This is a genomic window from Pantoea sp. B623, from assembly GCF_024814475.1.
Classification (GTDB): Bacteria; Pseudomonadota; Gammaproteobacteria; order Enterobacterales; family Enterobacteriaceae; genus Pantoea; species Pantoea ananatis.
Map to the genome: position 1 here is coordinate 588,879 of NZ_JANUXM010000004.1, position 18,615 is coordinate 607,493.

General features: G+C 50.7%; 18 protein-coding genes and 2 pseudogenes. 11 read left to right on the forward strand and 9 right to left on the reverse strand.

All coding sequences use genetic code 11. From position 1 onward, the window contains the following. Positions 1-90 precede the first annotated feature (90 nt). On the reverse strand, positions 91-663 hold the full coding sequence (locus NXS97_RS04605) for a TetR/AcrR family transcriptional regulator (protein ID WP_116219674.1): 573 nt from the start codon (positions 661-663) through the stop codon (positions 91-93). A 128-nt stretch (positions 664-791) separates the two neighbouring features. Between NXS97_RS04605 and NXS97_RS04610 the strand changes: the two genes are divergently transcribed. After that, positions 792-2,201, forward strand: a complete 1,410-nt coding sequence (locus NXS97_RS04610; RefSeq protein WP_116219673.1) for an amidase — start codon at positions 792-794, stop codon at positions 2,199-2,201. A gap of 110 nt (positions 2,202-2,311) precedes the next feature. Here NXS97_RS04610 and NXS97_RS23290 read toward each other — a convergent pair whose 3' ends face one another. After that, entirely contained in the window at positions 2,312-2,494 is a 183-nt protein-coding gene (locus NXS97_RS23290; protein WP_033770651.1) for a hypothetical protein, read from the reverse strand. Between NXS97_RS23290 and NXS97_RS04615 the strand changes: the two genes are divergently transcribed. Both NXS97_RS04615 and NXS97_RS04620 read left to right on the forward strand, forming a co-directional pair. Beyond that, positions 2,470-2,628 (forward strand): hypothetical protein, encoded by a 159-nt coding sequence (locus NXS97_RS04615; protein ID WP_019105368.1) that lies wholly within the window; start codon positions 2,470-2,472, stop codon positions 2,626-2,628. The genes NXS97_RS23290 and NXS97_RS04615 overlap by 25 nt on opposite strands. A gap of 12 nt (positions 2,629-2,640) precedes the next feature. Continuing rightward, the gene (locus NXS97_RS04620; protein WP_202631277.1) at positions 2,641-3,177 is read left to right on the forward strand and encodes a dihydroxy-acid dehydratase; all 537 of its coding nucleotides are present in this window, start codon (positions 2,641-2,643) and stop codon (positions 3,175-3,177) included. Between the two features lie 138 nt (positions 3,178-3,315). Here NXS97_RS04620 and NXS97_RS04625 read toward each other — a convergent pair whose 3' ends face one another. Continuing rightward, on the reverse strand, positions 3,316-3,696 hold the full coding sequence (locus tag NXS97_RS04625) for a hypothetical protein (protein WP_019105370.1): 381 nt from the start codon (positions 3,694-3,696) through the stop codon (positions 3,316-3,318). A 215-nt stretch (positions 3,697-3,911) separates the two neighbouring features. Here NXS97_RS04625 and NXS97_RS04630 point away from each other — a divergent pair, with 215 nt between their 5' ends. Both NXS97_RS04630 and fhuA read left to right on the forward strand, forming a co-directional pair. Next, positions 3,912-4,760, forward strand: coding sequence for a helix-turn-helix domain-containing protein (locus NXS97_RS04630; RefSeq protein ID WP_014593501.1), 849 nt, complete (start codon positions 3,912-3,914; stop codon positions 4,758-4,760). An 850-nt stretch (positions 4,761-5,610) separates the two neighbouring features. Continuing rightward, complete coding sequence (gene fhuA, locus NXS97_RS04635) at positions 5,611-7,785, forward strand: ferrichrome porin FhuA (RefSeq protein ID WP_116219672.1); 2,175 nt, start codon at positions 5,611-5,613, stop codon at positions 7,783-7,785. Between the two features lie 79 nt (positions 7,786-7,864). Here fhuA and NXS97_RS23295 read toward each other — a convergent pair. Beyond that, positions 7,865-8,146, reverse strand: a pseudogene (locus tag NXS97_RS23295) (IS30 family transposase); the annotation flags it as partial. 416 nt (positions 8,147-8,562) lie between these two features. Here NXS97_RS23295 and NXS97_RS04645 point away from each other — a divergent pair. Beyond that, positions 8,563-9,456 carry a dihydrodipicolinate synthase family protein gene (locus NXS97_RS04645; RefSeq protein ID WP_019105372.1) on the forward strand — a complete coding sequence of 298 codons (894 nt, stop codon included), beginning with the start codon at positions 8,563-8,565 and terminating at the stop codon, positions 9,454-9,456. Between the two features lie 237 nt (positions 9,457-9,693). On the opposite strand, the gene NXS97_RS04650 is transcribed toward NXS97_RS04645, so the two are convergent. Then, positions 9,694-10,389: a DJ-1/PfpI family protein gene (locus tag NXS97_RS04650; RefSeq protein WP_013025465.1), complete on the reverse strand. Its 696-nt coding sequence runs from the start codon at positions 10,387-10,389 to the stop codon at positions 9,694-9,696. 720 nt (positions 10,390-11,109) lie between these two features. On the opposite strand from NXS97_RS04650, the gene NXS97_RS04655 reads away from it, so the two are divergent. Beyond that, positions 11,110-12,180, forward strand: a complete 1,071-nt coding sequence (locus NXS97_RS04655; RefSeq protein ID WP_105087506.1) for an amidohydrolase — start codon at positions 11,110-11,112, stop codon at positions 12,178-12,180. After that, positions 12,155-13,430 (forward strand): annotated as a pseudogene (locus NXS97_RS23245) (MFS transporter). The gene NXS97_RS04655 and the pseudogene NXS97_RS23245 overlap by 26 nt, the downstream one beginning before the upstream one ends. Before the next feature lie 398 nt (positions 13,431-13,828). On the opposite strand, the gene NXS97_RS04670 reads toward NXS97_RS23245, so the two are convergent. Then, positions 13,829-14,407 (reverse strand): XRE family transcriptional regulator, encoded by a 579-nt coding sequence (locus tag NXS97_RS04670; protein WP_031283916.1) that lies wholly within the window; start codon positions 14,405-14,407, stop codon positions 13,829-13,831. Positions 14,408-14,470: 63 nt separating this feature from the next. On the opposite strand from NXS97_RS04670, the gene NXS97_RS04675 reads away from it, so the two are divergent. Together NXS97_RS04675 and NXS97_RS04680 are read left to right on the forward strand one after the other, a co-directional pair. Next, entirely contained in the window at positions 14,471-14,983 is a 513-nt protein-coding gene (locus NXS97_RS04675) for a GNAT family N-acetyltransferase (protein WP_116219671.1), read from the forward strand. Between the two features lie 189 nt (positions 14,984-15,172). Next, entirely contained in the window at positions 15,173-15,556 is a 384-nt protein-coding gene (locus NXS97_RS04680) for a SecDF P1 head subdomain-containing protein (RefSeq protein ID WP_064373599.1), read from the forward strand. Positions 15,557-15,732: 176 nt separating this feature from the next. On the opposite strand, the gene NXS97_RS04685 is transcribed toward NXS97_RS04680, so the two are convergent. Beyond that, positions 15,733-16,014: a hypothetical protein gene (locus NXS97_RS04685; protein WP_234033896.1), complete on the reverse strand. Its 282-nt coding sequence runs from the start codon at positions 16,012-16,014 to the stop codon at positions 15,733-15,735. 178 nt (positions 16,015-16,192) lie between these two features. Here NXS97_RS04685 and NXS97_RS04690 point away from each other — a divergent pair, with 178 nt between their 5' ends. Then, positions 16,193-16,489, forward strand: coding sequence for an N-acetyltransferase (locus NXS97_RS04690; protein WP_246874089.1), 297 nt, complete (start codon positions 16,193-16,195; stop codon positions 16,487-16,489). Positions 16,490-16,719: 230 nt separating this feature from the next. On the opposite strand, the gene NXS97_RS04695 is transcribed toward NXS97_RS04690, so the two are convergent. Both NXS97_RS04695 and NXS97_RS04700 read right to left on the reverse strand, forming a co-directional pair. After that, positions 16,720-17,034, reverse strand: a complete 315-nt coding sequence (locus NXS97_RS04695; protein WP_259231739.1) for a helix-turn-helix transcriptional regulator — start codon at positions 17,032-17,034, stop codon at positions 16,720-16,722. A gap of 14 nt (positions 17,035-17,048) precedes the next feature. Further along, a complete protein-coding gene (locus NXS97_RS04700; RefSeq protein WP_116219670.1) occupies positions 17,049-18,167 on the reverse strand; it encodes an alkene reductase in 1,119 nt (372 codons plus the stop codon). Positions 18,168-18,615 lie beyond the last annotated feature (448 nt).

Genomic DNA, 18,615 nt, shown 5'->3' on the forward strand with positions numbered 1-18,615 from the left:
TGTTATTCCTCTAAATATAAATATCCGGAGCTGCATAAACGAAAGACTGACCTTATTTAATGCGCCAGTCAGTTACGTTTTTTCAGAATTTTATCTCTCAGCTGCGGGTAGCAGACCTGCAAGCCTGTATCCCTCAATAAGCTCATCAAAAAGCTGAATATTGTTCCGGCTTCTGGCCATTAGCTGTGCGCCGACGATGGCAGAAAAAATGGCACCGGCACGCATTCTGCTGTCTTCTGACGCAGTGATCCCCGCTTCCAGTAGCTGCCCTGCCAGCCAGTCGATATTGACGTCCGCAAACTTTTGCACCTCAACTTTGACAGGTTCAGGCAAATCATCATATTCCGCCGACATGAAACTTCCCATACAAAGTCGGTTTCCGCTTTCCAGCGAACGGCGAAATATTTGTGGATAGCGGCTCAGACTCCTGAGCGCATCGCCTTCCGCATCCCTCAGTACGTCCAGGTCACGCGCCGTATCCTCCCAATAACGCTGGGCCACCGCCGCACCCAGCTCGGCCTTGCTGGGGAAATGATAGTAAATGCTTGCCGCTTTAATCCCCACTTCATCTGCCAGTCCGCGGATATTTAAACCTGTATAACCATGCGCCTGCGCCGCCAGACGGGCTGCGTTCAGAATTTCGTCGCGGGATGTTTTGCTCATTATGTCACTCCTCCAGAAGCCAGAATCCCAATTCTAACATTTGTTAGGTAGGTATTGACAGCGTCATTTTACAGGACTAGAGTTTACCTACCAACTGTTAGGTAGTCTATTAACCAAGAGGATTTATCATGAGCAAAGAAATTTATTACTCAGACGCGACTCACCTGGCCAGCATGATCCGTAACCGCGACGTTTCTCCCGTTGAGGTGATGCAAGCGCATCTTGATCGGATTGCCGCCACTAACCCGGACGTCAATGCTGTTGTAACAGTGGCAGACGATGCCCTGAAGCAGGCTGCCGCTGCTGAAGCCGCCGTGATGAAGGGTGAGAAACTGGGCCCGCTTCACGGCGTTCCTTTTACCGTAAAGGACTCCATCGATACGGCAGGTGTGCTGACTCAGCGTGGTTCACCTATTTTCAAAGGCCGTCGTCCTGACGAAGACGCAACCAGCGTGGCTCGTTTTAAAAAAGCAGGCGGCATCCTGCTGGCTAAGACGAACCTGCCGGAATTTTCATACTGGATTGAAAGCGACAACCTGCTGTCTGGGCGCTCTAATAACCCATGGGACCTGACCCGGACGCCCGGCGGCTCCAGTGGCGGTGAGTCTGCCGCGATTGCCGCAGGCATGTCTCCGCTGGGACTGGGCACGGATTTGGCCATCTCGGTACGAGGCCCTGCGGCGCAGACCGGCATCACTTCCATGAAAGCCACGCACGGCAGCGTGCCCATGACAGGCATCTGGCCGCGTGCGCCCCGCCGCTTCTGGCATGTTGGCCCTATGGCCCGCTCAGTTCGCGATATTGCCCTGGCATTCTCTCAGCTTTCGGGACCGGATGGTCACGACGCATTCTCCAGCGCTGCGCCCGTTCATTCTGACGGGCTGCCGTTTGTAGCATCGCGTCCGCTGCGAATTGGCTGGATGACCGGCCCGGGCTTTGGTCCGGTTGATCCGGACGTTAACGCCATCGTGAAGGCGGCTGCGGAAGCGCTAAAAGCACCGGGCGTCGTTGTGGAGCATGTCGGCATTCCTGCACTGGAGAAGGACTTTGCGCTGGATGTGTTTAACCGGCTCCACGTCATGGAAATGAAGCCCGCCTTTGCGGCGGCCACGGCCGGTCGCCAGCCTGATGAGATCTACAAAATGGCGAAAACCATGCTGTCGTTACCTGATACACCGATGTCTGCTTATATTGATGCAGAGCAGGCCGCCGAAAGATTGCGTGACGGCTTCGCGGAATACTTTTCACGCTACGATGCGCTTATCACGCATGTACTCCCCATCCCGGCGCATAAACACGGCGTGGACAGGTTTGTTATTGACGGTCAGGACGTTGATGCCACTTATCTGCAAGGTGCCACGGTGCCGCTTAACGTCACAGGGTTGCCTGGTGTAGCGTTGCCGTTTGGTAAGAGTCGTGAAGGCTTGCCGGTTAACGTGCAGATCGTCGGCAAATGGCATGATGAGCACGTCATTCTCCATATTGCTTCTCTGCTGGAAGCAGTAAGCCCTGTGAAAGGTTCTCATCCGTCACTGTAACAAGGATCGTGCCCCACGAACCCCGTGGGGCATGTAAGATCGTCGCTCACGTCTCAGCATGGAGCTTAACCCGTTGCTCCACATTTCGTTCATGGCGCAGGCAATTACCGCTAATGACCGTCGGCAACCCACCCAGAAGCACTGTCGATCAACCGCTTCAGAGCTGGCGAAATGTTCTGCTGATTCCAGGCCACCCCGGTTTCAAGGTCAGGCACCTCGCCTTGTAACTGCAGGTAAAGCACGCCGTGACGTTGCAGGTTTCTTAGCGATGCAGGAACCAGCGCTATTCCCATCGCTGCTGAAACGAGGTCAGCATGGTCACTGCCTGACCATCACCGGTCGCAGCCTGGCAGAGGAGCTGGCGGATATTCCAGCACAACCGCAGCCTGATCAGAACGTCATCCTGCCGCTTCAGGCCCCCCTCTAAAAAGAAGGCCACCTGGCAATACTTAAGGGTAATCTGGCCCCTGACGGGGAGGTCGCAAAAATCAGCGGCCTGAAGATGCCCGCTATCACCGGTCCGGCACGCGTATTCGACGATGAAGCCAGCGCAAAGCAGGCGATCCTTGAGGATCGGATACAGCCTGGTGATGTGCTGGTGCTGGGATATTTAGGACCCAAAGGGAGGCCGGGGAAGCCCGAAATGCTCTCTCCGACAGCGGCCCTGGTGGGCAAAGGATTGGGAGAGAGCGTTGGCCTGATCACTGACGGCCGCTTCTCTGGTGGCACCTGGGGAATGGGGGTCGGTCATATCGCACCGGAAGCTTTTATAGACAGAACCCTTGCCTTGGTGGAGGAAGGCGACGCCATCACTATTGATGCCCATCGGCAACTGCTGCAACTGAATATCGATGAGGCGCTACTGCAGGAAAGAAGAAACCGCTGGAGCCCACCAGCGCCACGTTACACAAGAGGTGTGCTTGCGAAGTTTGCCCAACTGGCGATGCCGGCTTCCAGGGGCGCGTGTACCGGATAAACGTACCGGATAACGCTGTTTACTGACAATGGTCGAGGTATGTCAGTAAGCAGCAGTCCGGGGAGCCCTAGCCAGCCCCTGCTTTGATAGCGATGTTGTCGTCGTGGTCTCTTTTAATGGGATACTTTTCTGCTTTACCTAAAGCAATGTTTTTGCGGTTGCTAAAGCCTCTTCTTTAGAAGCAGCCATCAATAAAGGATAGCCCCAAAATTTTTCATAAATAATGGCGAAAGGTCTGGCTGCAGCCCTTTTTACAGTGTTGGGTTCAATCAGGATTGACGCTTTAACAAAGGTTTTTAATTCATTTTTATGCGCTTTCATCCAGCGGGTTGTCATCTTCATCTCATCGGCGGAATGCTCATGTTTGCTTTCTGTAAAGCCTTCACCGCTAAGCAGTACGAAGGGTGTTTTGCGGGCGAGTAACGCTTCGAATTCACTAAATGCGGGGGCAGCCGAATCCTTTCCAGGAGCATTCATTTTTATCCATACAACGGGAAAATCGGCATCGTCAATTTGCATAGTCATAATCCTGTGAATCGGTTGATTAAGATTTTCAGCTCTCCTGATGCAGCGCTGAAAAATGGCCGCTTCGGCAGCATGACGCGCAACGCACCAGGCAACCTCCACCCCTGTTAAATGAAATTATCTGAATCCCTTTTAGACTGCATTGCGAATGTTGGTCATAATATTATTCAAAATTGCCAAATGCTGCTTTCAAAACCAAGGTTGAATACATGTCCCGGCTATCTTCTCTGAATGCTGTTGCTTTGCCTGATATTGACAGTATCCCTCGCCCCATCTTTGCACTGAGCGCATCCATGATTTCAAATGGCTGGGAACATGAAACACACCAACATCGTAAGTCGCAATTGCTCTATTCAGTCCGTGGTGTGCTCAATTGTGAGGTCGACGAGGGGATGTGGATTGTTCCACCTCAATGTGCAGTCTGGATACCGGGCAACATGCCACATTCAGCACGGGGTTCTGGAAATACAGAATGTTACTGTCTGTTTATTGAACCTGAGGCGATACCCGCGCTTCCAAAAACCTGCTGTACACTCTCCGTAAACCCACTCCTGCGCGAGTTGTTGCTTAAAGCTGCGGGGTTACCGCGGCTTTATCCGACAGAAGGACCGGAAAGCCGCTTGATAGCAACCCTTCTTGATGAATTATCAGCGGCGCCAGTAGAAGATTTGCATCTGCCAATGCCACGCGATCGAAGGCTGCGACAGCTTGCTGAAAAGCTACTGGCCGAACCTGCTGATAAATCCTCTTTGGGCGAATGGGCCCATCGCATCGGTATGAGTGAAAGAACCATGAGCCGGCTGATGCTGCAGGAGATCGGAATGAGTTTTGGTCATTGGCGTCGGCAGTTACATGTCATCCTTTCACTTCAACGGCTAACCCGTGGGGAGAGTGTTCAGACAGTCGCGCTGGAACTTGGCTATGAGAACGCCAGCGGATTCATCACCATGTTTCGAAAAGCAGTAGGCAAGCCGCCCGCTCGCTACCTTTTCGAAAGAACAGAGAAGGCAACAGGCGGAGCTTCGGGCATTATGCCCGGCAAAATTTATTTGGATTAAAGGCACTGCCGGATCCGTCATCCATTGCACGCTCTGTTCGTCGACGGTAAAGCCGTTACCCTTCTTTCTGCACTGACAGCGCTGCCTTGCGTTAACCGGTCATCCCCTGCGCGATGCTATCGGTATAAGGCGGGCGCTGACGGAAGACGCCGGGCAATAACAATCCATAATGCCAAGAAACATTCCTGCAGCATCTCTGACTTCTTTTTGAACATACCTCCCGTCGCAATTCAAGACAGTGTTGAGGCACCTAAGGGGAACGATTCTGGATGGGTATTGCTTATCATCCGGCAGCACGTAAGACGAAAAAGATTCGCACTGTCAGCGCCATTACCTTACCGACAGTGCGTAAAAGAACCGACTTTTCTGCAGCAACGTTAATATTCCCCCCTTTTAAACTGCCTGTCTGACAGGCACTCATCCCTTAATTGTCCGAAACGATTGCCCGAGTGCGCCCGCGTTTTCTGTCGTTAAATCTGTCTTTACCCTGATGTAAAGAAAACAGGCAACTTTTGGCTGAAATGAAAAATTTTATGTCTGTGTTTCGCTATCGGAAAAAAGATTTTCGCTGTTAAATGAGAATGATTTTTATTTTTAATTACATGAGTCTTATGTGATTGAAATGTCAGGAGTCAGCGTACTGCAGCGGCAACAGGTGCTGAATTCACTGCAGCGCAGGGTAAGTGGCATTGACTGATAACGAAGTCATGGAAGGCGTGGATACGACCATTCGGGTACGATTTAACGTTATGAAAAGCATACTGATGTTTAAAAAAACATCGTGAGCAACCTGGCTCTTATTCGTTTCAGTGAAATGTATTTTATTAAACCTAGACGAGTACATACAGACATGAAAGTTCGAAGAGCTCTGATTCCACGTTCTTGTGCAGTAATGCTTAGTGCATTAATGAGTTCACTGTCATTCCCTGCACTGTCAGCAGACAGCGCCGTGGCTGCGACTAAACAGAATACCCTCACTGTAACAAGCGAGGGGGAGACTCCCCCGGAAGAAAATGCCTGGGGGCCAGTAGGCTCTGTGGTGGCAAAGCGAAGCGCGACAGCGACTAAAACTGACACGCCACTCCGTAAAACGCCTCAGTCCATTACCGTTGTTACGCGTGAAGAGATGGATTTGCTGGACCCACCGACGCTGAAAGATGCTTTTCGTTACGCTGCAGATGTGATGGTTGACAGTCGGGGATCGGTAAGCGGCTTTAATTCAGTCAATATCCGGGGGTTCAGCCAGATCTCGGATAATATTTATCTGGACGGACTCAAACTTCAGGCCGACAGTTTTACTTCCTTCCAGGTCGATCCTTACATGCTTGAACGTGCTGAATTGCTGCGTGGCCCTGCATCTGTTCTGTATGGTCTGAGTGAGCCTGGCGGTGTTATCGCGCTGGTCAGTAAGCGCCCCACGCCGCAGACCATTCGCGAAGTGCAGTTTAAAACTGGCAACCATAATCTTTTCCAGACGGGCTTTGATTTTGGCGGCGCGGTTGATGATGATGAGAAATTAACCTACCGCCTGACAGGTGTAGCCAGCGATCAGGACCAGCAACAGACGGGTGAAAAAGCAAAGCGTTATTCATTAGCGCCTTCATTCACATGGCGCCCCGATGACAAAACTCAGTTTACTTTTTTAAGCAGTTTCCTCGATGAACCCAATATAGGATGGTTTGGCTATTTACCGAAAGACGGCACGGTAACCAGCGGTGCGGGTGGAAAATTACCCGCAAGTTTTAATGATGGGGAACCGGGTTATAACAAAATTTCCCGTAAGCAGAAGTTAGTCGGTTATACCTTTGAGCATCAAATTAATGACAACTGGACTGTGCGTCAGAACTTGCGCTACGGAACGGTAGATATGGATTACCGAACCATCTATGGAAGCAGTGTTTCTCCGTTTGATCCTTCTTTTTTAACCCGGGGTGCACTTGCGGCCAAAGAGCATTTATCGAGCTTCGCGATGGATACTCAGGTGCAAAATAAATTTTCTACAGGTAACACAGACCATACCCTGCTTATGGGCATAGATTACCGGCGCACACGGAATGATGTCTGGCAGGCGCTCGGTCTGGCATCCAGTCTGAACCTGGTTAATCCTGTGTATGGTAATACCGCTGTACAATATTTCGGTTACAGGAGTCAGGTCGATCGTCTTGAACAGACTGGCCTCTATTTGCAGGATCAGGCTGAATGGAATCACTGGCTATTAACATTGGGTGGTCGTTATGACTGGTCTGAAGCAGACAGCGTCAATCGCCTTAATAACAATTCCGCCTCCAAACAGGACGATAATGAATTTACATGGCGAGGAGGTCTGAACTACCTGTTTGATAATGGTCTTTCACCTTTCATTAGCTACAGTGAATCCTTCCTGCCAACAGCAGGAGCGGATTATACAGGGAAAATGTTTCGGGCATCTCGCGCCAAACAGTATGAAGCCGGAATCAAATATATACCTGACGGTAAATTGATTTCCGCCACCTTATCGCTGTTCCAGATAACAAAAGATAAAAATCTGACGTCAGATCCTGAGCATATTTTATATTCAGTGCAAAATGGCGAGTTACGCTCCAGAGGCATAGAACTGGAGACGAAAGCAGCACTGACAGAAAATGTGGATATTATCGGCAGCTATTCCTACACGGATGCTGAGTATACCAAAGACACCTCATACGAAGGTAATCGCCCAGCTGAGATCCCTAAAAATATGGCGGCATTATGGGGAAACTACACTTTTCATGAAACGGCGTTAAGCGGATTGACGTTAGGGCTGGGAAGTCGCTATGTCGGGTCGACGGAAGGTGATAACGCTAACTCCTTTAAAGTGAAGCCCTACACGATCTGGAATGCCGTCATCCAGTACGATCTGAGCAGGTTCAATCTGCCGGGTTCATCAATTGGCTTAAATGTTAACAATCTTTTTGATAAGAACTACGTCGCAGGCTGTTACGCCACGACGGCGTGTTTTTACGGCGCGGAGCGACAAATTACGGCAACGGCTACGCTCAGGTTCTGATAATGCACGTACTGAAATGAATGTTTCCCAGAATCAGACTGGCTTTTATTCTGCGAGTTCCACCGATGGATGCAACACATTAATTGAATCGCTCTGCGGGTGATTCAGGGTATGGCGGATTTCCCGGCCTCTCGTCGAGCGGCCGGGCGACGCCATAAACGCTTTACTGGCGGTAACCCGGTAAACAAGTGCCTGAGGGAAAATGTTGTCTGAGCACGCTGTTCGTATTTTCATTTAAGCCGCATTGCCAGGGAGATTGAGGAGCACAGAAATAAATCCGAATGTCTGTCGCTACAGTAAATTAGGTGTGACTGATCCTTTCACCTCCCCGAATCCATGTTGATATTTTATAACGCTCAGCAGCTCATTCCAGGGCTTATGTGATGAGTGGAGGCATCACCCTTAGGATCTGCTGTCCCAGACTTTAGCCAGCATAAGCAAGCCGGAATGGCGTTCTGCAGAGTGACGATAACCCCTTTGATACCCTTAAATAAAGGGTCTGACGGTGGAATATCCTTCGCCTGGTAAAGTCGTCTGGTGCGATAATGTCGATTAACCAGCCGTCGCTGCAACGGGCGGCAGGGAACCAGAACGCGCTTAAGCGTTGAAGCTGAACACATGTGGTTTATTCTGGAAAGTCTGCCTCAGATGCCACCTGAGCAGCTTCATGACGCGGAGACGATGCTGACCGAAGGCCTGAAGAAATGGGGCCCGGCTGCAGTGTCACGTCACCCTCATCGGCGAATAACGCCTTCAACTCTGCTCTGGAGAAACTGAATGTTTACCGGTTTGTCTGCTTTCCCGTTAACACCTGTCACGGCGCGTGGTGTCGATGAAGAGGGATTGACTAAGATTCTGGCTCGCCTGACGGCAGCCGGTGTCGATTCGTTGGGTATTCTGGGTTCAACCGGCAGCTATGCCTATTTGAGCAGGGAACAGCGTAAACGCGTCGCAACGCTCGCCCGTCAGATTGCCGGGCAAATCCCCATGATGGTTTGCGTGGGTGCAATGAGCACCGATGCCGTCCTGCAACTGGCTGAAGATGCGCAGTCTGCAGGCGCTGATGCGTTGCTGCTTCCGGCGATGAGCTACCAGCCACTGCGTAATGAAGAGGTTTATGCGTTTTATGAGACGGTTACCCGACATGTTTCAGTCCCGGTTTGTGTTTATGACAACCCACGGACCACGCATTTCACGTTCACAGATGAACTGCACGGGCAGCTGTCGTCACTGAAGGGCATTCGCTCAGTTAAAATTCCAGGCGTACCGGATAATCCCGTTGGTGCGGCTGAACGGGTCAATGCATTACGACAACATCTTCGTCCTGGCATGACCATTGGCATCAGCGGTGACGCCAGCGCCGGGCTGGGATTAAATGCCGGTTGTGAAGTCTGGTATTCCGTTTGCGGTGGTCTGTTTCCGGAAACCGCCAAACAAATTACGCAGGCCGCCGCAGTTAACGACCATGAACGCGTGACTGCCTTCACTACCCGTCTGGAACCTTTATGGGCGCTGTTTCGTAAACATGGGGGAAGCATCCGTGTAATCGCCGCTGCAGCAGGCATACTCGGGCTTACCGATCCAGACTGTCTGCCTCGTCCCCTGCTGCCGTTGTCGAAAGAAGATATTGCCGATGTCGCAGGTGTGATTGCAGATCTGGATCTTAAATAACGCGCCAACAGGATCGGTTATCCGCCGATCCTCAACATATCTGGCTGGAGCATAATCTTAATAATGCGCCTTATCATCATGAGCGCCGTGGGCCGGGCAGGTTTCAAGCACTCGTGCAGAGCGTGAGATCGCGTTGTCCGCTGCCCGGTTTAATGCGGGCGTTGCCTGATGGACATGTCCGGTTTGTGCCAGGCGCGGGGAGTGAAAGTCGAAAAGGGCCCCCTCTTTCGTTAAGCCTTATTTCTGTAGTCTGGCTGCGGCTTTTAACGTCGCCTGTCGCCTCTTTTCAATAAATGGCGCTGTTTGTTCCCGCGCCTTTTTTAACTGCTCTTCAGATGCAGTTCGGGGCGAGCCACAGGTAAACGGCGGTGCGGGATCATATTCCATATGCAGTTGAATATTTTCAGCAATACTGCTCCCGTGCATTTCTGATACAACGGTGAGCGCAAAATCTATACCTGAAGTGACACCTGCGCCGGTTATACGGTTACGGTCACGGACGACGCGCTCATTAACCGGCTCCGCACCTAACAGAGCGAGTTGGTCCAGAGAAGCCCAGTGCGTCGTTGCTTTATATCCATCCAGAAGTCCTGCTGCGCCCAGAATCAGCGAACCAGTGCATACAGAAGTCACCAGCTTTGCTTCTTCACTTTGGAAACGGATAAATGAAAGAACGTCTTCATCATCCATTAGGTTTATCTGACCAGGCCCTCCGGGGATACAAATTACATCCAGTTGTGGGCATGTGTTAAAAGTGGTCGTTGGCTGTATAGCCATACCACGATCGGAAACAACAAGGTCCAGGTTTTTCCAGATGAGATGAACCTTTGTATTGGGTGCCCTGACGAAAACTTCATATGGCGCGGTAAGATCAAGCTGAGTAAGCGCTGGGAACAGGAGCAGCCCGATTGATTTGCTTGCAGAATCACGCATAGAAAATCCTTTAACCTAAAAAGATATAATGGCTTTTCCTTCACCAAAGGCAATCGTTGCGTAAAAAACAGACGCTCGCCGAATGGATGTCATGTTTAACCCAGCTTTATTATCGTAGCGTTAAGCAATTTATGACCCACCCAAACGTCAGGATGATTTATGGGTAAAACATCCGATTCTCGCTCATCGCAGACATCACCTACGCATAGTCGCTTTGTGCCAGGAGCAGACATTGATATTTCAGCATTGCTGTGATTATTGGGGTGCAGGCCAGGTGGCCCCCCATCCCTTCGAGCTGCTGGCCACGCTGAAGCAGCGCGGCGAAAAGGCCGCCCAAAAACGTTATAAATCAACATATGCAACCTCAGAGCATGCCAATTAGTCTCTGAATTAATGGTATCCATCTAAGCAAGTCAACGTAAAAATCATAGATATATGAATGGCCAACGTCCGCTTTTCGCCCATGTTCTACTGATTGATGCGTACAGTTTTCCCTCTGAAACGCAACTTTGGTGTTAATAAAGCCTATTTGTGATTAACACCTTATTTACACGATTAACATTCTCTTTTTACTGGCTTGCCCTCAGGAAATGACTTTATAGTCGATTCATTCTGTAAAACACAGTTTTACCCTGTAAACCCTGCGTTGCATTCAGCCTGGCTTCTGAGCCCTGTGAGCAACGTCAGAACAGACGCGGTTAAAAAGCATAAGGGGAAGCGATGGAGACAGTTAATGCACCGCATTTGCCTGTCAGAGAAAACTGGCTGGCACTGCATCACGAAAAAGCGTTGATGCCCGATCTGGCGATAGTCGATGCTCATCATCACTTATGGGATCGCCAGTCAGGACGTTATCTGGTTCCTGATTTCAGCCACGATATTGAGCAGTCCGGACACCGGGTTCTGTCGACGGTTTATGTGCAGTGCCGTTCCATGCTGCGCCGTGACGGACCAGAAACCTTCAGGCCAGTCGGTGAGGTTGAGTTCGCGAGCGGCGCTGCCGCTATGTTTGACAGTGGCCATTATGGCAAGGCATCAGGCTGCGAAGCGATAGTGGGTGGTGTCAGTTTGCTGGCAGGGGATGACCTGCAACCCGTCATTGAACTCATGATGGCGCGCTCTGGTGGACGTTTACGAGGGCTGCGTAATCCGCTTGCCTGGCACAGTGATCCTCGCGTTGTATCAAGCCCTGTCACCCCCCCTGCTGGCCTTGCCACCACTACCGCATTTCGCAAAGGCGCAGCCTGCCTTGTCCGGAACGGACTTTCGCTGGATGTCTGGGTTTACCACACCCAGCTTGATGACATTATTGCGCTGGCAGATGCGTTGCCCGATCTTCATATCATTGTGGACCACTGCGGCGGGCCGCTCGGCACGGGGCCTTATGCCAGCAAAAGGGATACCGCCTTTCAGGCGTGGCAAAAATCCATTACCGCTCTGGCTGAACGGCCAAACGTGAGCATGAAGATCAGCGGCTTTGGTATGACTGTCATGGGCTTTCCCTTCGCACAAAGCGCAACACCGCCAGACTCGCGGGCGCTGTGTCTCGCCTGGCGGCCACTGTTTGAAACGTTGGTCGAAACGTTCGGCGTCAGGCGCTGTATGTTTGCAAGCAATTTTCCGGTCGACAAAGGCATGTTCAGCTATGGCGTTTTCTGGAACGCCTGCAAACGGTTGGCGGAGCACGCGTCCGTCGAGGAAAAAGCACATCTTTTCTGGCGCACCGCAGCGTTAAGCTATCGCTTATCTTCACTGGAGAATGCTGATGAATATCAAATCAAGACCGCATGAGGCTCATCCACTGGAACAGAATGAAGCCAACCTGACACTCTCTCAAACATCGGCAGAAAAACGAACGCTCGCGCTGGGTGGGCTCGGGTGGGCTTTTGAAAGCTATGACTCATTTTTGCTATCGCTTTTATTGCCTGTGCTTGGCGTGGTGTTTGCTGTCAGCAAAACTGAACTGGGTCTGTTTATCAGCACCACGGCTGGCGGACAGATCATTGGCGGCATTCTGTTCGGGATGGTCGCCGACAAAATCGGACGAGTCAGAACCGCTTTCATTTGTATTACGATCTATTCGCTTTTCTCAGGACTCCTGGCCTTTTCTCATCATCAACAAACCTTTGTTTTGTTGCGATTTTGCGGGGCACTGGGAATGGGTGGGATGTGGACCTCTGGCGCAGCACTCATCGCCGAAACATGGCGTCCTGAACGCCGTGCCCGAGGTGGTGCACTGATGCAAATGGGACTGCCGGTGGGGGCCATTTTAGCGATTGGGCTGACGGCACTGGTCACGGCGATGACAGGCAAACTGGAAAACGGCGGTTGGCGATACCTTTTTCATGATTGGCGCCTTGCCGGTTTTTATCATGATGGTCATTGCGTATATCACGCCTGAATCGCCAGTGTGGCTGGCACGCCAGCGGGAACGGATTCACAGACCGACCCAAACGGGGCGGTCGGGCAAAACAAACCTCAAAGGACTCTTACTGGCCTTTACCTTTATCTTTTTCATTCAGTATCTGTTCTGGGGGGTTTTCACCTGGACGCCCACCTATCTTCGTGAAGTGAAGCATCTTGATTTCCTGCACAGCCTGAAATTTGTACTGGCCTTACAAGCAGGTGCGATTGCCGGCTTCCTTGTGTTTTCACTCCTGGCAGATAAATGGGGACGCAGACCCATGTTTTTGATCTACCTGTTTATCGGCGCTGTGGCAGTCGGCCTGTATCTGGCGACAACTCAGCCATTGATTCTGATGGCCGCCATCTTTATGGCGGGGTTTGGTGTAAACGGCATCTTTGCCGGCTCCGGGCCGTTCCTTGCCGAAATGATTGGCGACACACAGTCACGCGGCTTTTTAATGGGTCTGGCTTATAACGGCGGTCGCTTAGGTGGGTTTATTGCGCCGCTACTCATTGGCTATGTTGCCAGCATAGGAGGATTTACCGCAGGGCTGGCGACTACCGTTGTGGCCTTTATCGCCGCGATGGTTGTGGTGTGGATGGCACCCGAAACGAAAGGCATTAAGCTGCAATAGCCCTTTTCCTTTAGCCTGATAAGGCACGGCTGTTTTGGTCGTGCTTTATTCAGTGGCGCGGAGAGACAACCGATGGTCAGTACAATGCTAACCCTCTTTCCGGGCCCACCGCTTCCGATCAATTAATCACCCTAATGACGTGCGACTCTTGCTGCCACAGGCCGACTATCGGAAGAGCGTTAATCTGGCTTTCGCTTTTTACTTTTCTTGCTGAAAATGATGCCCGCTTTGTGCCAGAAGCGGACATCGCCTGAACCTAACTTTTAGGTGCCAGGAAAAGACCTGACTATCACCTGAACGGTTATAAGATTGACCTGTAAAAAATGCAGTCACGCAGGAGAATCTTCGCCTGAGTAACTTTCCGTTAACTCTTAAATAATTAGTTAATATGCACGTAATCAGGATGGCTTGAGAACTACTACGGCATAGCGGCAAAGGTCACCGGTATCATTTTTGAAGATACAGTCAGCAGGATCGCCCAGCTCAAGACAATCACCCGGTGACATCTCAAATGTTGTGCTGCCCTCAATAAATGTCAGCTTACCCTCAATGACCCAGATGAGCTGACGTCGTGAAAGATACGAGATAGCTGGCATAGGCACGGCAGTATTTGCAGGAAGCTCAATGCTGACCAGGTCTACAGGTATCTGACCCGGTGAAGCATGGCGACGAATGTAGCCTGTTTCAGGGTCCTGCCATACGGCCTGATCTTCATATCTGACAAGCATACCGGTGCGAGCTTCCGTTTCAGCAAGCAGCTGGGACATAGACATATCGAAAGCGCCAGAAAGTCTCGCAAGCAGGGTTGCTGTCGGGCTGCTTTCACCACGCTCGATTTTATGAATCATCGCCCGTGATACACCTGAATTTTCGGCAAAATCGGTCAGGGACCAGCCCCGTCTTTCTCTTTCAAACTTCACCTTCAGGCCAATACGAACGTTTAAGTCATCTTCTTTACTGGACAAATCATCTAGCATAATAGATAAATAAGATAGTGTACGGTTAGTCTACTTTAGTAAATGAAAGGCGGGGTGTCTACTATGCAAATTCGTACTGCAACAGAACGCGATGCTGAAACCATTGCTGAGATTTATAATGACGCAGTGCTCAATACCACGGCTATCTGGAATGACAACAAGGTCGATTTTCTTAATCGAATAAAGTGGATGAGAGACCGCTGTGAGGCAGGATTTCCCGTCATTGTCTTTGTTGACGTGGACGATTCCGTACTGGGATATGCCTCATATGGTGACTGGCGTCCGTGGGACGGTTATCGCCACACCGTTGAGCATTCCGTATATGTGCACAAAAGAGCCCGGGGACGTGGAGCAGGTAAAGCTCTGATGGAGGAACTGATCAGGCGGGCTGCCGTTCAGGGTAAACATGTCATGGTAGCTGGCATTGAATCTGAAAACGTCGCATCCATATCGCTTCACAAAAAGCTCGGCTTCACAGAGGTTGGCAAAATGTCAGAGGTGGGTACAAAGTTTGGCCGCTGGCTGGATCTAACGTTTTTTCAGCTACGCCTGGATACACGGGAACACCCTTTATAGTGAATATTCTCAGAACGCCAGAGTAGTAGTAATCAGAGACACAAGGACGTGCCGGCGATGGCTGACCTGCTCCCCGTTATTTGACACAGCATGACCAATGCCCGCTCTGTGCCAAATGCGGACGTTGATAACGTTGAGATATGTTAATTTATGGGAAGCTGGTTAACCAACAAACAAAAGGAGAAGAAGATGCAAATCAAGTTTGGGGTGTTGTTACTCGCGGTGCTTGTGCCATTGACATCGACTGCAGCAAAAGGGAATTTGGTTTTTTCGGTCGGGAATGAGAAAACTTCTTTTGACTCTGGATGTGTAAAGTCAATTGATTATGTAGAGAAGGATGAGACAGGTGCAGAGAATTTAATCTTTAGATTTTCCGATGAATGTGGCAAAAAGTTGTCGGACATGACCCGGCAGAATATCGGAAAGCATATGACCATCGCCTACGATGATAATAAAGTTACTTCCGCTATGATTGCCTCGCGCCTGAGCACCGGTTTCAGAATATCCACAAAAAACATACCAAGAACACTGTTGATGCAAATACTTAATGATTATGAAAGTGTTCGTGATTAACCAGAAAAAAGCGGCAAGTAATCATAAATTATTTGGCAATGTAAAAGTCATTCATAAATACAATGTCCGCTCCTCGCTCATAGCGGACCTCAAGCTCAGTCAGCCTGTCCGCTCTGTGCCAAAGGCCGACATTGATAATATTGAGATATGTTAATTTATGGGGAGCAGGTCACTGGCTACCATTCAATCCGATTTATTTCCTGCTGGCTCATTTCGCGCCAGTCCAACTCCTCAATACCATAATCAATAAGAGCAAACTTAAGGGCCTCTTCCAGTGAAAACATCATATGGTCGCCCTCAACCTGCAAGCTGTCGTAATCGATAAAGCGGATCTCAAGATAAACCGTTTCATCATCTCCCATGACCTTTAATCCAAACAGCACGATAGCCGTTACGTTTGGACGATAATCACAAGGTTGTCGAACTTTTGCGAATAGACACTTGGGTTCTTTCTTCATCTTGACACTCTTTGAATTCGCATTCATTCAAGTTAGTAATTAGCGTATAAATTTACTAATAGCTTTATGAGTATAAACTTACACTATGTCCGCTCCTCGCTCATAGCGGACCTCGCGACGCTTTAGGCGGTCCCCTCCGTGCCTGGAGCGTAACTTACTTACATCGTATTATGTTAGTTTGCTGGGAGCTGGTCGCCTTATATGTTATGAACCTGGAGATAACCTTGAGCGCATCTACTGGTCAGGCGAAGTGATTCCCCATTCTACTCATCGTGGCAAGGGGATAGGCTCTGCATTAATAAAACGCATCGTTGAATTAGCTACTGAAAGAAATATTCCTGAACTCTGGCTCTATACGCCTGACAAGCAGGCGCTTTACCGGAATTTAGGCTGGAAAGAACGTGAACAACGTCTCGTAGCAGGTGAATCTGTTACGGTGATGGTTCTCAACCTGCCCTGCCCGGACGCGGCCTGAAAGCGACAGGCAATATCGCGGTACGGTTAACGTTTTATCTGACCATACATTAAACGTTAACGGACTGTATCCCCTGCTCTTCCGGCATTCATCCAGTCCACTGTGGGCGCTTTGTGAACGTTTCTCCACGAGTCTGTGAGCGTTGCGCCGCAAGCGAAGGTGCGCATAAGCGGGTGATTTTAATGTCTGACGCACGGTTTTAAGAGGGGCATTCCTCTTTGAGAAGCCGCCTACAGCTGCTGGAGAGACCTGATAATCGCCTCATTCATCTCGCATACCGCCTGTTCGCGTCGGCGATAGTAGGTCCATTTGCCTACCTTACTGGCCTCAAGCAGACCGGCATCATGCAGCGCTTTAAGACACAGTGAGGTAGCGGGCTGTGAAAGGCCCGCTTTGTCCTGAATATGACTGGCACAGACACCGTACTGATCGAAGGGATAGAGCTGAGAATAATCAGCAAAGGCTTCGTCAGGGCTTTTAAGCCATTTGAGCACCGCAACCCGTGTCGGGTTGGCCAGTAATTTAATGGCATTTTCGGGTGTCATGCCGTCTTCAAACCTCAAGCAGAATAAAAAGGATAGTCAGTATAGCCTTTCTGGCTTCCACCATACAGTGAGGCGCTATCGACGTCGTTCAGCGGATAACCCATTTTGAAACGCGCCGGTAAATCGGGGTTAGCGATAAACGTGCGCCCGAAGCCAAACAGATCTCCCCATCCCTTTTCCAGCATGCGCTCGGCTTTTTCTTTGGTGTAACGGCCCGAATACATAATGGGCGAACGGAAGGCTTCGCGAAGCGCTTTGCGAAAATCTTCAGGCATATCCGGGCTGTTGTCCCAGTCAGCTTCGGCGATGGAGAGATATCCCGTTTCGAGCGCGTTCAGCATCTGGGCCGCACGGAGGTAGGTAGCCTGCGGATCGCTCTCCACCAGCCCCAGATAAACGCGCTCTTCCTCTGTGCTTGAGAACAGAGGCGCGAAACGCACGCCGACACGATGACTGCCAAACACCGAACTCACGGCCTCGGTGACTTCACGCAGGAAGCGCAGGCGGTTATCAAGCGAACCGCCATATTCATCGGTGCGGAAGTTAGTATGTTCAGAAATAAACTGATTGATCAGATAACCATTGGCGGCATGCAGTTCGATACCGTCAAAGCCCGCTTTTTTGGCATTCTCCGCCGCCGTACGGTACATCGCCACAATCGCTTTCACTTCCGATGTGGTTAACTCGCGCGGCATGCTGGGTTCCGTCAGAATACCGGCACCAGGCCCGGTTTCGATAAACACCCGTACGCCGCTGGCGGCAACGGCTGAAGGTGCAACAGGTGGCTGCTTTCCGGGCTGCAGTTCATTGTGCGATACGCGACCAACGTGCCAGAGCTGGCAAAAGAGGATCCCACCTTCTGCATGAACGGCGTCGGTTACTTTTCGCCAACCCGCGATTTGTGCTTCGCTGTGAATGCCAGGTGTCCAGGCATATCCCTGTCCGCGTGGCTCAATTTGCGTCCCTTCGGTTACCATAAATCCCGCACTGGCACGCTGGCGATAGTAGTCCACCATCATCGTGCCGGGTACGTTGCCCGGCTGCTCACTGCGGCAACGGGTTAGCGGTGGGAGCGCAATACGGTTACGCAAGCTGAGATTACCCAGCGTCAGGGGCGCGAAGAGAGACGACATAACAATTATCCTGTGAGAAGAAAGAAAGACAACATTATATTTACACATTTAAATTTGTAAATGTGTAATTTGTGCGGTCATACCGCCCTGCTCCCTGTTAATGCGTCAGTGAAGACGCCAACAAAACCGCTATCCGCATCAGGAAAACGGTGGATGTATCCTCCTCGCGCGCAGCGAACACGATCCCGCGCGCATTCTTAAGCTGATGTCGTGCGGCGCAGGCGTTGCGCCTGGTGCGAAGTGATCGCCGATGCGGTGATATCTACGACATCCACAGAAATTACGCCTCCTGATGCTGATTATCCCGCACTCACGCAGCGTTGCAGGGCGCGGTTGATCTCTGCCGGGCGACTTAATCCAGCAGCCTGTATTTTTCGGTAAAATTCCTATCTGGGGCAGAAGGTCAGCAAGCCTGGATTGCGCGTCTCAAACACGACAGAGCATTGGG

What these genes read in the sequence shown, in the direction of transcription:
- NXS97_RS04605 (WP_116219674.1), bottom strand. Translation starts at nt 663, where the DNA reads ATGAGCAAAACATCCCGCGACGAAATTCTGAACGCAGCCCGTCTGGCG.
- NXS97_RS04610 (WP_116219673.1), top strand. Translation starts at nt 792, where the DNA reads ATGAGCAAAGAAATTTATTACTCAGACGCGACTCACCTGGCCAGCATG.
- NXS97_RS04615 (WP_019105368.1), top strand. Translation starts at nt 2,470, where the DNA reads ATGCAGGAACCAGCGCTATTCCCATCGCTGCTGAAACGAGGTCAGCAT.
- NXS97_RS23290 (WP_033770651.1), bottom strand. Translation starts at nt 2,494, where the DNA reads ATGGGAATAGCGCTGGTTCCTGCATCGCTAAGAAACCTGCAACGTCAC.
- NXS97_RS04625 (WP_019105370.1), bottom strand. Translation starts at nt 3,696, where the DNA reads ATGCAAATTGACGATGCCGATTTTCCCGTTGTATGGATAAAAATGAAT.
- NXS97_RS04630 (WP_014593501.1), top strand. Translation starts at nt 3,912, where the DNA reads ATGTCCCGGCTATCTTCTCTGAATGCTGTTGCTTTGCCTGATATTGAC.
- fhuA (WP_116219672.1), top strand. Translation starts at nt 5,611, where the DNA reads ATGAAAGTTCGAAGAGCTCTGATTCCACGTTCTTGTGCAGTAATGCTT.
- NXS97_RS04645 (WP_019105372.1), top strand. Translation starts at nt 8,563, where the DNA reads ATGTTTACCGGTTTGTCTGCTTTCCCGTTAACACCTGTCACGGCGCGT.
- NXS97_RS04650 (WP_013025465.1), bottom strand. Translation starts at nt 10,389, where the DNA reads ATGCGTGATTCTGCAAGCAAATCAATCGGGCTGCTCCTGTTCCCAGCG.
- NXS97_RS04655 (WP_105087506.1), top strand. Translation starts at nt 11,110, where the DNA reads ATGGAGACAGTTAATGCACCGCATTTGCCTGTCAGAGAAAACTGGCTG.
- NXS97_RS04670 (WP_031283916.1), bottom strand. Translation starts at nt 14,407, where the DNA reads ATGCTAGATGATTTGTCCAGTAAAGAAGATGACTTAAACGTTCGTATT.
- NXS97_RS04675 (WP_116219671.1), top strand. Translation starts at nt 14,471, where the DNA reads ATGCAAATTCGTACTGCAACAGAACGCGATGCTGAAACCATTGCTGAG.
- NXS97_RS04680 (WP_064373599.1), top strand. Translation starts at nt 15,173, where the DNA reads ATGCAAATCAAGTTTGGGGTGTTGTTACTCGCGGTGCTTGTGCCATTG.
- NXS97_RS04685 (WP_234033896.1), bottom strand. Translation starts at nt 16,014, where the DNA reads ATGAAGAAAGAACCCAAGTGTCTATTCGCAAAAGTTCGACAACCTTGT.
- NXS97_RS04695 (WP_259231739.1), bottom strand. Translation starts at nt 17,034, where the DNA reads ATGACACCCGAAAATGCCATTAAATTACTGGCCAACCCGACACGGGTT.
- NXS97_RS04700 (WP_116219670.1), bottom strand. Translation starts at nt 18,167, where the DNA reads ATGTCGTCTCTCTTCGCGCCCCTGACGCTGGGTAATCTCAGCTTGCGT.